Source organism: Vagococcus sp. 211 (assembly GCF_056322705.1).
On the sequence record NZ_CM150475.1, the window covers coordinates 1,193,421 to 1,207,079 of the forward strand.

The 13,659-nt window shown below is 35.1% G+C and carries 24 protein-coding genes and 1 other RNA gene; 5 read left to right on the plus strand and 20 right to left on the minus strand.

Annotated features, from left to right (window positions below; all coding sequences use genetic code 11):
* Nucleotides 1–19: 19 nt before the first annotated feature.
* The 13 genes from ACVWM0_RS05915 to ACVWM0_RS05975 form a co-directional block, all read right to left on the minus strand.
* Nucleotides 20–619, minus strand: a complete 600-nt coding sequence (locus ACVWM0_RS05915) for a hypothetical protein (RefSeq protein ID WP_476471724.1) — start codon at nt 617–619, stop codon at nt 20–22.
* Entirely contained in the window at nt 619–1,320 is a 702-nt protein-coding gene (locus ACVWM0_RS05920; RefSeq protein ID WP_476471725.1) for a hypothetical protein, read from the minus strand. Before ACVWM0_RS05920 ends, ACVWM0_RS05915 begins: the two co-directional genes overlap by 1 nt.
* A gap of 26 nt (nt 1,321–1,346) precedes the next feature.
* A complete protein-coding gene (locus ACVWM0_RS05925) occupies nt 1,347–1,592 on the minus strand; it encodes a hypothetical protein (RefSeq protein ID WP_476471726.1) in 246 nt (81 codons plus the stop codon).
* Nucleotides 1,593–1,603: 11 nt separating this feature from the next.
* Nucleotides 1,604–1,855: a hypothetical protein gene (locus ACVWM0_RS05930; protein WP_476471727.1), complete on the minus strand. Its 252-nt coding sequence runs from the start codon at nt 1,853–1,855 to the stop codon at nt 1,604–1,606.
* A gap of 11 nt (nt 1,856–1,866) precedes the next feature.
* Entirely contained in the window at nt 1,867–2,295 is a 429-nt protein-coding gene (locus ACVWM0_RS05935; RefSeq protein WP_476471728.1) for a RusA family crossover junction endodeoxyribonuclease, read from the minus strand.
* On the minus strand, nt 2,292–3,167 hold the full coding sequence (locus tag ACVWM0_RS05940; RefSeq protein WP_476471729.1) for a hypothetical protein: 876 nt from the start codon (nt 3,165–3,167) through the stop codon (nt 2,292–2,294). The genes ACVWM0_RS05935 and ACVWM0_RS05940 overlap by 4 nt, the downstream gene beginning before the upstream one ends.
* Before the next feature lie 13 nt (nt 3,168–3,180).
* Nucleotides 3,181–3,912 (minus strand): MBL fold metallo-hydrolase, encoded by a 732-nt coding sequence (locus tag ACVWM0_RS05945; protein WP_476471730.1) that lies wholly within the window; start codon nt 3,910–3,912, stop codon nt 3,181–3,183.
* Nucleotides 3,909–4,961 (minus strand): recombinase RecT, encoded by a 1,053-nt coding sequence (locus tag ACVWM0_RS05950; RefSeq protein WP_476471731.1) that lies wholly within the window; start codon nt 4,959–4,961, stop codon nt 3,909–3,911. The genes ACVWM0_RS05945 and ACVWM0_RS05950 overlap by 4 nt, the downstream gene beginning before the upstream one ends.
* Complete coding sequence (locus ACVWM0_RS05955) at nt 4,954–5,256, minus strand: hypothetical protein (RefSeq protein WP_476471732.1); 303 nt, start codon at nt 5,254–5,256, stop codon at nt 4,954–4,956. Before ACVWM0_RS05955 ends, ACVWM0_RS05950 begins: the two co-directional genes overlap by 8 nt.
* Entirely contained in the window at nt 5,256–7,196 is a 1,941-nt protein-coding gene (locus ACVWM0_RS05960) for an AAA family ATPase (protein ID WP_476471733.1), read from the minus strand. Before ACVWM0_RS05960 ends, ACVWM0_RS05955 begins: the two co-directional genes overlap by 1 nt.
* Before the next feature lies 1 nt (nt 7,197).
* Nucleotides 7,198–7,566, minus strand: coding sequence for a hypothetical protein (locus tag ACVWM0_RS05965; protein ID WP_476471734.1), 369 nt, complete (start codon nt 7,564–7,566; stop codon nt 7,198–7,200).
* A gap of 73 nt (nt 7,567–7,639) precedes the next feature.
* Nucleotides 7,640–7,804, minus strand: coding sequence for a DUF7167 family protein (locus tag ACVWM0_RS05970; protein ID WP_476471735.1), 165 nt, complete (start codon nt 7,802–7,804; stop codon nt 7,640–7,642).
* On the minus strand, nt 7,801–7,989 hold the full coding sequence (locus ACVWM0_RS05975) for a hypothetical protein (protein WP_476471736.1): 189 nt from the start codon (nt 7,987–7,989) through the stop codon (nt 7,801–7,803). The genes ACVWM0_RS05970 and ACVWM0_RS05975 overlap by 4 nt, the downstream gene beginning before the upstream one ends.
* A 52-nt stretch (nt 7,990–8,041) precedes the next feature.
* On the opposite strand from ACVWM0_RS05975, the gene ACVWM0_RS05980 reads away from it, so the two are divergent.
* Nucleotides 8,042–8,593 (plus strand): hypothetical protein, encoded by a 552-nt coding sequence (locus tag ACVWM0_RS05980; RefSeq protein ID WP_476471737.1) that lies wholly within the window; start codon nt 8,042–8,044, stop codon nt 8,591–8,593.
* A 107-nt stretch (nt 8,594–8,700) separates the two neighbouring features.
* On the opposite strand, the gene ACVWM0_RS05985 is transcribed toward ACVWM0_RS05980, so the two are convergent.
* From ACVWM0_RS05985 to ACVWM0_RS06010, 6 genes are all read right to left on the minus strand, one after another.
* Nucleotides 8,701–8,934, minus strand: a complete 234-nt coding sequence (locus ACVWM0_RS05985) for a hypothetical protein (protein WP_476471738.1) — start codon at nt 8,932–8,934, stop codon at nt 8,701–8,703.
* Nucleotides 8,931–9,245: a helix-turn-helix domain-containing protein gene (locus tag ACVWM0_RS05990; RefSeq protein WP_476471739.1), complete on the minus strand. Its 315-nt coding sequence runs from the start codon at nt 9,243–9,245 to the stop codon at nt 8,931–8,933. The genes ACVWM0_RS05985 and ACVWM0_RS05990 overlap by 4 nt, the downstream gene beginning before the upstream one ends.
* Nucleotides 9,246–9,425, minus strand: a complete 180-nt coding sequence (locus ACVWM0_RS05995; RefSeq protein WP_476471740.1) for a hypothetical protein — start codon at nt 9,423–9,425, stop codon at nt 9,246–9,248.
* The gene (locus ACVWM0_RS06000; RefSeq protein WP_476471741.1) at nt 9,413–9,595 is read right to left on the minus strand and encodes a hypothetical protein; all 183 of its coding nucleotides are present in this window, start codon (nt 9,593–9,595) and stop codon (nt 9,413–9,415) included. The genes ACVWM0_RS05995 and ACVWM0_RS06000 overlap by 13 nt, the downstream gene beginning before the upstream one ends.
* A 97-nt stretch (nt 9,596–9,692) precedes the next feature.
* The gene (locus ACVWM0_RS06005; protein WP_476471742.1) at nt 9,693–9,914 is read right to left on the minus strand and encodes a helix-turn-helix transcriptional regulator; all 222 of its coding nucleotides are present in this window, start codon (nt 9,912–9,914) and stop codon (nt 9,693–9,695) included.
* A gap of 2 nt (nt 9,915–9,916) precedes the next feature.
* Nucleotides 9,917–10,129, minus strand: a complete 213-nt coding sequence (locus tag ACVWM0_RS06010) for a hypothetical protein (RefSeq protein WP_476471743.1) — start codon at nt 10,127–10,129, stop codon at nt 9,917–9,919.
* Nucleotides 10,130–10,425: 296 nt separating this feature from the next.
* Between ACVWM0_RS06010 and ACVWM0_RS06015 the strand changes: the two genes are divergently transcribed.
* From ACVWM0_RS06015 to ACVWM0_RS06030, 4 genes are all read left to right on the plus strand, one after another.
* Entirely contained in the window at nt 10,426–10,737 is a 312-nt protein-coding gene (locus tag ACVWM0_RS06015) for a helix-turn-helix domain-containing protein (protein ID WP_476473674.1), read from the plus strand.
* A gap of 13 nt (nt 10,738–10,750) precedes the next feature.
* Entirely contained in the window at nt 10,751–11,155 is a 405-nt protein-coding gene (locus tag ACVWM0_RS06020) for an ImmA/IrrE family metallo-endopeptidase (RefSeq protein WP_476471744.1), read from the plus strand.
* A gap of 93 nt (nt 11,156–11,248) precedes the next feature.
* Nucleotides 11,249–11,866 carry a DUF4352 domain-containing protein gene (locus ACVWM0_RS06025; RefSeq protein WP_476471745.1) on the plus strand — a complete coding sequence of 206 codons (618 nt, stop codon included), beginning with the start codon at nt 11,249–11,251 and terminating at the stop codon, nt 11,864–11,866.
* 117 nt (nt 11,867–11,983) lie between these two features.
* On the plus strand, nt 11,984–13,126 hold the full coding sequence (locus tag ACVWM0_RS06030) for a tyrosine-type recombinase/integrase (RefSeq protein WP_476471746.1): 1,143 nt from the start codon (nt 11,984–11,986) through the stop codon (nt 13,124–13,126).
* Between the two features lie 133 nt (nt 13,127–13,259).
* On the opposite strand, the gene ssrA is transcribed toward ACVWM0_RS06030, so the two are convergent.
* Nucleotides 13,260–13,626, minus strand: a transfer-messenger RNA (tmRNA) gene (gene ssrA, locus ACVWM0_RS06035).
* Nucleotides 13,627–13,659: the final 33 nt, after the last annotated feature.

A 13,659-nucleotide genomic window follows, 5' to 3' on the forward strand; every position in this document is an offset into this window, starting at 1 on the left:
TCATTCCTCCTAGATTAACTTACTTCGCTGGGACTCTTATAAAAACCTGACTAACTAGTTCCGCGACCGTTCCGCCATAATCTTCTGCCACTTGGTTCGCAACATCTGCCTTCTGAAAGTTAGTAGCTTCCATTGGGTTTAAACTCAAACAAGCCTTCTCGGAATCAAAATCAACATCAATAAATCCCTTACCTACCCGAACACATCTTTTAACTTCTTCATTAATCATTTCAATGTTACTTTCCATACTTTGACACTCCTTATTCACTGAAGCCACTAGGTCTTCCACTTTTTTACCTAACTGAGATTCACGTTCCTTCTTTTTACCATCCCTGATTGCAATAGCTCGACAACTTTTACATACTTTATCTTTCTTCTGATTCTTCAAATTTCTAAAGTTATCCATATCTTGCATTGCCCCACATTGAGAACAACGTTTTTCAATGATCTTACGCTTACTTATCAACTCAGCGTTCTCCTTCCGTATCATCTCCCTGCTACTGCCATTGGAAACAACATAGCTGCTTTCTTTAATGTGTACGATCTCACCTGTGAAGATAATATTTTCATTTCTTAATGTAACTCCTCGAATGATATCCCCTGCTTCCATAGTGTCCACTAATATGGAGCTGCTTCATCAGCAGCGGTTTCCGGTTCTTCACGATCAACTTCAATTTGTTCCTGTTCATTTGTGACCATCGTATCGCCTTCTTGCTCTACAACTTCATTCGATTCGTCATTACTGATTGTAGAGATTATTTTCCCGGTTATCTCTCCTGCTTCTTTTTTAGTATTCCACGCATGAGCAAAAGGTGCCAACTGTGTTCTAGCATGCTCTAATTCCGTTAATAACGTTGTTTCTGACATTTCGAAATAATCAGCTATTTCAGACAAACTCACTTCATCTTCCAGCTGGCTTAGTACTTCTCTAGGGTTAATCTCTCCTGGGAACTTGATGTTAGGAGCGTTCAAGATATAATCATCAATCACATCTTTTTCAATAGAAAAACTCTTATTAAAGATATCTACATTACCCTTACCATCAACATCAAGCTGTACCTGTTCCTCTTTGACCAGGTTAACAGTACCATCTGATTCCACTTCATATCTTAATGTTGCTGCATTCGTTGATTTATCAAAAGGTATGATGAAGCTGTATGTTTCAGGAATGATTAAGACACTGACTGTTTTGTTTGAAAACTTTCTTAACTCATCATATTTCCCGTTTAAGCTATCGTTCTTAACTTCCAAAGTGATTTTCGTTAGATCCTCACTTGCGATATTAATACTTTTTACTGTTGGTCTAAATTCTACTGTCATTTATTTTTCCTACTTTCTGTTTTTAATTAATCGCAACTATTCGACGTTTCCCACTTTAACGAATACTCATCTTCTTCTGTGTTAATTACGGGATTAACTCTATAAAGACCATATCCACCAGGGTGATATCCTACCTTGGTACTCACATCACCTACAAAATCTTCCTCATTTTGTTCTGTTATAAATCTACCTGTCTTAACGTTTGCAGTATGGTTTATAAAACCGCCTTTTTCTTCACTTTTATAAGCTAATATTTCAATATCTTGTGTCATCTTTTTCACTCCTAGAATTTATTTAAATCTGTTACATTAACATGATTAATCAACAGTTCTTTACCTTGTTGTCCTGCTTCAAATGCTTCTACTATTAAATCTAAGATATTATTAACTCCTTTAAAATCACGTCCAATATTCGCATCTTCAGGTTCCCCGTCTAAAAAGCTCATTTTTACTTGACCATCGACTTCAATTTTCAATCCTTGTCTAAAATCGAATTTTCCAGTTTCATCTGTAAAAGTTATTTGTTTAATTTTCATCTTTCGTCCTCCTAAAATAATGTCTCCTGCTGACTTTCCAACGGACTAATAATAACTTCTGCCCTAGGATTACTTGAATAAAATTTTTCAGTAATCAACTTAACGACTTGGCCATCATCTTCCCAAACGATTCCTTTAAGTGCATCAAGTATTCCTTTAGCGTAGTTGTCAGCGTCAGGTTTAGTGATTGGGCGTAACTCTTTGTTTTCGGCCTGTTCTTTTTTTATTTTCGAGAAACTTTTCAACGTTTCTTTATAGATATATATTTCTACAGCTAAAGGTCCTTGCAATAATTTTTCCGGCTTATTCCTTGCGGCAACCATAGCTACCTTTTTTTTATAAGCTGCACTTTTCGGAGGATCATATGCCCTCATGAATGGTTTAGTTGTAAATTTTGGTCTCCCTTGTGGAACAGGTTGACCAGGTATAATAATTTTCATTTCTCTCTCCCCAATTCTGCTAATTGTCTTTGAAATTCCGCTTGTTCTTCTTCTGTTAGCGGTGTTTCAGTTACTGGTGCTTCTTCCGCCCAGTTTGGTAGTGATTCTTTTCGACTTGAGTTAAATTTATTATTTTTCGGCTTCTGCTTCATTTGGACAGACATTTTATCAAAGTTCTTTCTAAGACTCGTTGGGGATAGAATAACACCTGACCAAAAGTCGTGGTTACTCGACCAAAGAATCATATCTTGAACTTCCTTCCCACTTCTATCGTCTATCTCAATTGTTAATCTAATAGTGTTAGCCCAGGTATTTAAATCCGGTTCTTTTATGTTTTGTCTTTCCCTTATTTTCTTTAGTAAAAGGATGGCCAACTTTTTATTAGGATCATCGTCGTCATAGACTCGTTTTTTACGAGTTGTGACATTAATATCTTTATTCTTATCATTCTTATCATTCTTATCATTCTTGTATGTTGTCAGTTGATTGTCAGTTGATTGACGGTTGCTTGTCACTTGTTTGTCACTCGTCTGGTATTCAGACCAATTAAGTATTGATATGACGCTGTATTTTGTACTTGATTTGATTGACAACATTCCCTCAGTTTCAAATTTCTTCAACCATCTCCATAGAGTTCTGTGTGAAATCTGTTTGTCACGTGTGACTCCTTCATTGAACTCTTTTGCTATAGCGTAGGCTCCCGTGACGAATTGACCGCTTGACAGCACTACTTCCTGACCGTTGAATAAAAACTTCCTTCCCTCATGACTAGCTTTCATTAAACAGAGCGTCCAGAGCTTAAACATATCTGAATTGGTCCATACGAATGAACTAGTCACTTTTCTATAAAGTTTTATATAGCCTATATTCATTCGTCTTCACCACCTAAGCTATATAAACTGGAACGCCAACAAGCTTTTGTGTTTCTTCCTGGAATAACTTTTGATTACTGTTACTATCAGAAAGATGTAATAACCACACTTCTTGTAAAGACGTACTCTTATTTGCGCTGATAAACTCTAATGACCTTTCATAATCAAAATGACTCTCAATGATTCTTGTTCGCAGCCGTTGATTAAGTTCGTCACTTGATACACGCTGGTTCATGATCTCGTTAGAGTAGTTCATTTCAACCATCATGTGTGTTACATTCGGAAACTTGTACTTCACATAATAACTATCAGTAACAAAGACCAGTCTGTCACCTGCTGCCGTATCGATAAGAAATCCACACGGTTCTCTCACATCATGTTGTGTTTCAAATGGCGTAACATACCAGGTCCCGATGACTGTCGTTTCTTTATAAACCAACTGATTGAAGCGATATTTGTCTGTCTGTTCTAATCTCAACGCACTATCATCAAACATAGCCTCATTCGTTCCTGTTGTTGCATAAACATCAATCGATGTTTCATCCACTAACCTTTTTATATATTTGCAATGGTCTCTGTGTTCGTGAGAAATGAGACATCCAGCGACTCTTGATAAATCATGTTTCATATCTCTAAAAATAGTCTTCATTGAAACCCCCATCTCAATGATTAGCTGAGAATAACCATCATCAATTAGATAGCCATTCCCACTACTACCAGAACCAAAGACATTTATCTTAATCAATATGGATCACCTGTTTCTGTTTGTTCTGGTACATCTGTAAAAATGCCGTCATGAATTTCACCATTTTGATCAACATTTTTTGGTCTACTCTCATGTGATTCTACCGGTTCTTTAGGTTCTAAAACTTCTGAATTAGCATTCTCATTAATTTCTTCAATAATCTCTGCTTCCTTACGTTTAGATTGTCTTGCTTGAAAATCATCATCTACATTATCGACAACTTGCTTAATGTAAGCATTAGAGAAATCTTTAGGTATCTTTTTAACTATTCTATTTCTCATCTTTCTCACAATCATTGATTCCCTGCTCTGTGGCTCTTTCCACGCCGGACTGATATTACCTAATTTTTGCATTTCTTCATTATCTAGAATCTCGTCTATCGAATGAGATTCAGAATACTCTTTTATTTTGATTTTTTTACTCTCTTTTTCCTTATCCCACATTAAATTATTGTACATATGCGCTAAAAGATTAGCTTTTACGTCTTCACGTTCCGATATGTAAAATTCTACTTGGCCATCATTAAACTCTACAGGATAAACAACTCTAATGACTTTACCAGAACCTTTAGGGCTCCAACTCGGTGGGGTTACGGTAAGACCTGAATAACCTGGATAAGTAAACCCATCATCTTCTCTCACTTCCCAGTGACGATGGACCTGCTTCACGTTTCTCCCAAAACGGTTAAGAATAGCATCGTTACCATCTCCCTCAATCCCCATCTCAATAATTTGAATTGATTGGCCGTTTTTAACTTTTTGATTACGCTTGATAAAATAAACTTCTCTGGGTGTCGCTGTAGCATTTAATTGTAACGCTGCTACTTGCATTAATGTTTGAGTCAAATTACTCTGATCAACTTCTTGAATTCCCAATCCTTCTTTAACTAATAGCTCATTGATAGATGAGATAGAGTTAATCACACACGTTCTTTGATACTCCGTCATATGAATACCGTTCCCGTGTAATTGTGTTTCGATTTGTGGCATATATGTATCATTAATTTTAGCTAATTGTGATTTAAAAACTGCTGGTGTTTGATTAGTCATTATCTGTTATCCCCTTTTTAATAAAATCTTTTAAATCTTTTTCTTTTTCATTAATCTGCTTTTTTAAAGCATTTAACGTTAATGTTTTAGTAACTTCTAATATATTTTTTACACTTTCATCAGAATTGTCAGATGTTAAATTAAATGAGCAAAACTTTAAATCGTTCGCTGGTGTAGTGTAAAATTGCAAATTTTCCATTCTTTCAACCACAATGATTTTATTTTTTAATTGTTCAATTTCGATTGTTCTATTAATAACTCCGTCATTAAATTTTTTTACTTTCCCTAAATCCATTAACCATCAACCTCCACTCTAAATTCTTCATCTTTAGCAAATAACTGGATCAACTGGCCATCAAACGAAATTGGTAATGTAATGGACTCAGCATTATCTAAGAAAACAGGCATCGAGATATTCAACCCTTTTGATAGACCTGAAACAATATCTAGGTCACAACGTCCACGTTCTCCAGTACTCATGCCAGCGGAATAATCGACACCGTTAAATGTCGCCTCACATACTTCATCAAGTCCGCCATTTTTCTGAATATTAAAGAGCTTGAATCTTACTAATTCAAAATGGTTATTAATGCTTTCTTCTAAATATTTCACTTTTTTACGTGTAAATTCATCGATTAAGAAGAGTTGTCTCTCAACTTCCATGTTCTGTTGTTTCAATGCAGAATCCTCTGACCTTAATTCAGCCATACGCGCTTCAATTGGAATCACTTGATCAAACTTAAAGACAGATTCGATAATTATTTTAACCTCTTCTTTTGCTGCATCTCTTTCTCTAATTGCTTCTTGGACTATTTGTGTAGAATCAGCTTTAGCATTTAATATTTGTTGTTGTAGAGCTTCAATGTCTTTTTTTATCTTCAGATACACATCGGTATCTTCAAATTGGCCACCTTCAGCCTGTACCTTATTAAGCTCTTCATTTATTAACTTGTGTTGCTGTAACAAGTCTTCTAATTTACGTTCCACTGCTTCAAAAGCTTCTTGTGTTTCTTTGATAGATGCATTACATGTAGTAATTTTAGAAGCTATCGTTTTACCTGAAGCTATATTTCCCTCTAATGCCTGGGAACGTTCTTTATTAAATCTTGCTATCATTGATTCTATTTGTTCTTCTGGCAACCCCTGTCCACACATTGCACATTCTTTTTTATGTTCATCAAACGTTTGCGCTTTGATTTTATTGTACTCAACAAGCATGACGTCCTTTTGTCTCTCTAGTTGCTCTTTCTCTTGAATCAATTCACGTAATGTCATCTTTAAGTCAGTATGCTCTGTTCTTATCTTAGAACCAGTATCTTGTAACGCATTACTATCTTTACGTAATGACTCACTAGCCAAGTTAGCTGTTGCTAAAAATCTATTACGTTCTTCTGATAACTTAAGATTTAACTGCGCTACACGCTCTTTATAGTCAAGCGTCGCATTTCCATTTTCGGCAGCGACAACCCTCATCTCTGATTGCTCTAACTTCTGCTGTGCTTCTTCCAGTTTTGCTTCCAACAATCCTTTATCAAGCTCGCTGAGATTCAATCGGTCTATCATGTCTTGGTTTTCTTGGATGCGCCCAGGTAACGACTTGATATTATCTTGTAGCTCTTTCTTACGACTAGCTAAGATTTTCTTCATGTCTTCAATGCTCTTATCTTCTAGCACAGATTCTAACTCTAAGAGTTCAGGATCCATGGAAATAATTTCAGCATCTGTTAAACCAGTTAGTCCGATTAATACATCTCTTCTGTCTTTCCAGTTCATTCGCATAAAAAAACTAGCGTCCGTCATCATTTGAAGAGTTGTCTCGAGATTAATTTTTTCAATGAAGGCTTTCCATTCTTTTTCTTTTTGTGGAACGCCGTTAATAAAATAATCTGTAGAATCATTACCACGTGTTTTTTCTAATTCCCCACGCTTTGACGCCCATTTTTCCTTTTGCACTCGTTTCATTGTTACCAATTCACCATCAATAACTAGTTCAGCTTCAACTGTCGGTTCTAACCCTAGAATTTCATTCATCTCGTTATCTTTTGGTTTAGGGTTTAACTTCGTTCCTTTCGTGTCTTTACCAAACAACAACCATAAGAAACCATCTGCTAAAGTTGTTTTCCCACTACCGTTCGGACCAGAAACTTTTGCTGAATGACCGTCTAAAGCCAATTTAAAATCCTTCAATCCTTTAAAGTGTTTGTAATGGATTCTATTTATTACTACTTTGGACATCTTATTCACCTGCGCTTTCTCTTCTATCAAACAAAGCTTTTAGAAAATTTGCTAATATCTCACCAGGTTCAAACTCTTTGTCATCTTCGTCGACTTTTTCTTTTTTTTCACGACAATTAGGACAATCACACTTTTCATCATTCAAAATAAGCTTTGTACCTAATAATCGCAGCTTATTAGCATCTCTACCTGTCACTTCTTCAATGTCGTAATCTAGCATAACTAATGCTTGAGAGAGATTTTTAATACTACCCACAAAACTTGTTCCAATGTGATTCGCTTCTTTAGAGAATGTTTTCATTAATAACGTTACACCCTCTTCTTCACATGTTTCAGTTAATTCCTTTACTAACGCTTCGATTTTTTCCATGATATATTCCTCTTTCCGTGCTACAATGAACACAATTAATAGTTTTATTTGACTGATTTAGCTTGCCGGCGGATCAGTCTTTTTTTGTTTCTTCAGAATAAACATCGATGTACCCGATAACCAATGAGTACCCTTCTTCTTGAATTTCTTCATCGGTTGCATCGTCTGGCATTTCAAATTCCTCTTCATGCTTCATGCCACCAAAACCCGTTTCTAAAACAGCTTTAAACTTTCTCACTCTTCCTCACTCCTAAAATCATCAAATTTAGCTAATAAACGATCAATTAATATTTTATGATTTCCCGGTAAATTCCCACTTATTTCAGATGGTTCTAATCCGTAATGTCTAAAACAAAATCCATTGAACCAATCAACAACTGTAGTCAACTCATCTTCTGTAAATTCTATTTCTAACTTCTTCACTCTTTCTCACCACCTTTTAATTTGATATACTCTTGTAAAGGAGTTGTTTGTTATGTACGAAAAAATAAAACCTGGATTCAAATTTTTCTTTTCAGTTTTCGTAGTCTCTTGGCTTGGTTCCTATTCATATGACACATTAAAAGTAGCTAAAAAAACTGATAATGTTTTTGAATCACTTAGTAAAATACCTAGTAATTTAGTCGATAGTTCAATCGAAAACGTTATGAACAATAATGCTTTAAATAATTTTGGTTTCATCATATCCATATTTTTTATTTGTTCTATTATTATGTATGTATTAGATTTAAAAACAGTTTTAAAGAATAAAACTGCAAATAAGAAATTTCTTAAAGTTTTTTGGAATATTTCTTTAATTATTTTTTCAATTTATTGTGTAGTCTTAAGTTTATTTACTTTAAGTTTTAATACTCTGATTAATTCTCATTTACAAAATAATATAGAGATAATCCGACCTTATATTACTGAAAAAGAATACATCCTTTTTAAATCTGATTTTTTCCAAATTGATAATTATGATGACTACAGTGCTCTCAATTCAAAAATTAATAAACTTTCTAAAGAGAATAACTTAAAAACGAAGTAAATATAGCGCAGTCCAAACTGCTAAAATCCCAACAACTAATTTAAGAGCTAACTTAAGTAAATATTTAAGTTGGTTCTTTTTCACAACTATCATCCTCTCTAAAACCTTCATAAATTTGTTGCTTTTGGTAACTCAAGCCCGATATATTCAGCTTTATCAAACCAATCGTCAAACTCTGGATTAGTTCCTGTAAATTCATTTGAATTTTTGATTGCTTTAGTTCTCGTTTGATATATCAAGAACCCCATCTCATTTAAAGCGTGTAAAAATCTAAACGTGTTTCCTTTTTTGTACCAACCGCGTTTAAAATCCTTCTGAAGTTCTTTTGGTGTTCTTTTCACTCTTCCTCACCACCTCTAAAATCCTTATAAATCAACTTCTCAATTGGTATATTACCCAATCTTGATATTTGCTCTAGTCTGACAGCGCTTGGTATGTTGACTCCGTGTTCCCAATTTGAAACAGTCCCCTTGTTAGCAACTGGTAATAACTGAGCTCCAAATTCTGCTAAGGTCATTCCCTTGCTGAGCCTAATAGATTTTATCTTCTGACCAATAACTTCATTTGATTCATTCGCATTCAACTTGCAATTAATCTCAGTAAGCAGCGATTTGATTTCTTTAAGTTCCTGGAGAACGTAACGTTCATTCACTTAAACCACCCTTTCGCACTTGTCATTCCGTTCTCTATACAACTGACCTAATTGAGTAGCCACATACTGGCCATCATCAGTACTGTAGTAAACATATTTAGATGTGGTCTTGGTACTCCAGACTTGAATGTTGTGATCAAAGAAATAATTTTCAGTTGGTGTCATTACTACTGCTTCCACTTCGGCACCTTCTCCCCTAACGTCTCAACGATACCGACTGTAATAAATAAGAATGCCATCGATAAGAACAACAACCACCAGTGACTAGAATCAAAAACTGTCATCGTTAACGTCACTGCAATAATAAATACCCAACAATGTGACAAAATGCTTAATGCTTTTTTACTCACGTTCATCCCTCCTAAAACTTCTTCCAACCGTCAACGTTCCAACTGACGCGACAACACTAATAACAATAATGATTAACCAATCCATGATTATCCCCCTTCAAACTTTGTAATTAGATATGAAGGAATCAACATCCCTTATATCGTATTGAGGACGACTTTTTTCATCCATGATTATCTGCTTCATTCCTTTTTTCACCCATTCATTGATAGTGCCTGGTGACTTACCTGTATACTGACAAACCTCTTTTTGGGTTAAATATCTCCTAGGGACATAATTTAAAAGTTTAGAATCTAATTCAGATACTTTTATAACTTCCATTCCTACCCCTCCTTATTTACTGGCTCCCGTAGCTTGTAATCTCTTATTATAGTTAAGATGAACAAGTTCACCGCTGGACCTTTATCTTTCCCCTTAAGCGCTCTCTGTACCCACACGCGACTTTTACCATAAGCACTAGCTAAGTCCTGTTCAGATACTTTGTTTTCTTCCATGAACTTTCTAACTAGCTCTCTGCCATTATCAATTTCCGACATGTCACAACCTCCTATATCTTTATAATAGTAAGTTAAAATGATAGTAAAATCGCTATTTCACTTGACGATAATTAGCGTTAATGCTATTATGAAGTCGTAGAGAAATAAGCCTATAAAACCATTGATATTACTAAAACCGTCGCCAAACTGTTTTATATTATGGTGTTTTTAGTTTGCTTTTTTTCTATCAAATTAACTTACATACACAGTATAATAGCGTTTAAGCTAATTGTCAAACTTATTTTAGCTTAAAAGTTATTTAAATTCAGTGTATGTCAATGAAAGGTTTGATAACATTGACTTTAACAGACAAAATAAAAATGTTAGCTGATAGCAAAAAAACTAATTTTGCTGAAATCGAAAGGAACATTGGTCTTTCTAACGGACAAATTAGAAGATGGGACTCTTCTTCTCCTAAAGTTGAAAATGTCCAAAAAGTAGCAGATTACTTCGATGTGTCTGTCGATTATTTATTAGGACGAGAAGAAAAGACTTCTTTAGCTGAGAAACATGGTGTTTTCGCGTTTGATGGTGAGCCTGTTAGTGATGAAGAAGTAGAGTTTTTAAAATCTGTTTTAGCTGCTAAAAGAGCTTCAGAGAACAAGTAAAGTGAGTGATTGAATGTATGAAGTGAATGATCGTTTATTGAAGATTGTAAGTGATTTGGGTTTGGATTTGGTATTTACGGATATGGATAGAAGTGGAATGTACTTTGCTGACGAGAAAGCTATTATTCTAAGTAACAAGCTTATAGAAGATAACTCTGAATTTGAAATATCTCATGAGCTTGGCCACTGTATTAAAAAGCACGAGGACTACGCTGCTTACTATAACGCGACTAGCTCTAGTCGTAACAAGCTTGAACGTGAAGCTAATGAGATAGCTATCCAAATTCTTTTAGAAGTTTATCTTAATGAGTATGATATGGAAAAAGAGGAATTAAACGTGGTGAAGTTTATGGAATATTATAAGATATCTAGTCACCTAGAAGATTGCGTAAAAGAATCCATGTTAAATTTTGGATAAAAAAAGCCATACTCTCCCCTACAAGTTTGAGTAATGGCTAATAGAAATAAGATGTATCTCCAATAAAAGTATATCATATTGGGGGAGTTTATATTGAAAAACAAAGTTGGTAAAAAGGGAGTTTATAAGAATTGGTGGTTTTGGGCGTTAACTGTTTCCATTGTTCTGAATATTTTCTGTTTCATGGCTATAGCCGGGTTCAATAAAGAGAATGAAGAATTGTCCCAAAAATTAGCTGATGCCAATGTAACAGGACAAAACGATACATCTAAGGGGATAAATGATCCTGATGATTTATTAACCGACGAGCAAGAAGAAGAAATTATGAAAGAAGCTAAAAAAAAGGAAGAGGAACAAAAAGAACCTGAAGATAATGTTTTTTCTATCGGAGAAGTAGCCGAGTATGACGGTGGTTTAAAAGTAACTGTAGACTCTATCTCACCTTCTGACGAAACACCTAATGGTGAAATATCAGGTAATTTTATCAAAATTGATTTTACTATAGATAATCAGACAGATGATGTCGTAAAATTTAATTCTCATAGTTTAGCTGTATACGATGGTGAACGAAATAAAGCTGAACTAGATTCAAAAAATTTCTATTCTGAAAACATCGATAAAGGTATGAAAGCTAGTGGCTCTGCCTACTTTGATGCTAAAGAAAAAGGTCCATATACAGTCATTATAGGTGCTGGAACTTGGACTGAATAATAAAAAATAAGCACTCCCTCTAACTTGCCGGTCTGAGGAGTGCTTAACCAAAAAATCACCTAGTGAATAGGCTTCTTTTCTATACCCTATTTTACTAGAAATAGGAGGTAAATACAAATGGCAGTAATAAAGAAGTACACCAAACAAGATGGTACTGAAGCTTATATGTTTAAAGCTTATCTAGGAAGACATCCAGAAACAGGTAAAGAGATGCGCACAACGAGAAGAGGCTTCCAGACGCTTAAAGAAGCTAAGTTAGAGTTAGCACGATTAGAATTAAGTGGTTTAGATTCGTTAATTGCCAAAGAGTTCTTAGAAAAAACGTATACTTATGAAGATCTATATTGGAGTTGGTACGAAGAATACAAAACAACAGTAAAAGATTCTACTTTAATGAAAACAGAACGCATGTTTAAGAATCATATACTCCCTGCCTTTGGCCATTATGATATCACCCAAATTACACCTATGATGTGCCAGGAACAAATGAATATATGGCATTTGAAGTTAGCCAAAGCGCGTGAAGTGATGAATTATGCTGGTACTGTCTTTAATTATGCTATGAGGTTGCAACTTATAACAATTAACCCTACTAAGCTAATTAGAAAGCCTGTACGCAAACAAGAAATAAAAGAAGATAAAGATTTAAACTTTTATGATAAAGAGGAATTAAAAGAATTTTTAACAGTGGCAGAATCTCTACCTAATCAACGTGCGTATATGTTTTATCGCTTGTTAGCTTTTACAGGTATGAGAAAAGGAGAAGCTCTAGCGTTGAAATGGTCAGACATTGATTTTAAGAACAAGACTCTTTACATCAACAAGGCGGTTAGCCGACGTGAAACGGGTCTATATATTCAAACACCTAAGACGCCTGCTTCTATCAGACGAATATCTTTAGATGATAAGACATTAGAGTTAATGAAAGACTTTAAGAAAGAATCGCAATCAAAAAAAGGAGATCTTATCTTTAGAAATCCTGATGGAAAAATATTATCAGTAGCTAAACCTCGTAAATGGCTACTTCACATTCAAGACACAATAGATAAACAACGTGACGTGCCCATGAAAAGAATTACCACACACGGATTTCGACACACTCATGCGTCTCTACTTTTCGAATCAGGCGCATCGATAAAAGACGTTCAATCAAGATTAGGTCATTCTGATGTTCAGACAACGATGGATGTTTATACCCATGTATCAAAAGCAGCCAAAGAACAATTGGCTGAAAGATTCAATAATTTCATCAATTTTTAGTCATAATTTGCATGCTTTGACTCCGTGTTTGACTCCGTCTTTGTTCAAACTAGCGAAAACTACCGAAAATAAAAAGAGCCAAAACATTGATTTAACAACGTTTTAGCTCTTAGTGAAAACTACCGAAAACTACGAATGGAGGCGGCGGGAGTCGAACCCGCGTCCAAATATATTGCTACTTAAACTTCTACGCTTATAGATGTACTATTTGAATTTCGCTTCACCTTCTGCCGTACAACAGGCCTTAGATGTCGCTAGTCTGATAAGCTCTTTTACACATTACAGACGGAAATGTATAATGTATCCCACTTAGTTTGAGACCCTTACTCGAGCACATGGGCGATGCCGAGAGGATCTTCACCCGCTGTTTTTAGGCAGCTAGAGCGAAAGTATTGTTTTCGTTTTTAGCAGTTATATTTAACTGTGAACGTTTTTACGTAGACGTAACCTACGAAACGCAATTCAAGCTCAATTATACCTGTCGAATCCGTAACGCCCCCGGAATTCCAACGTTATTAATTATAACACAACTT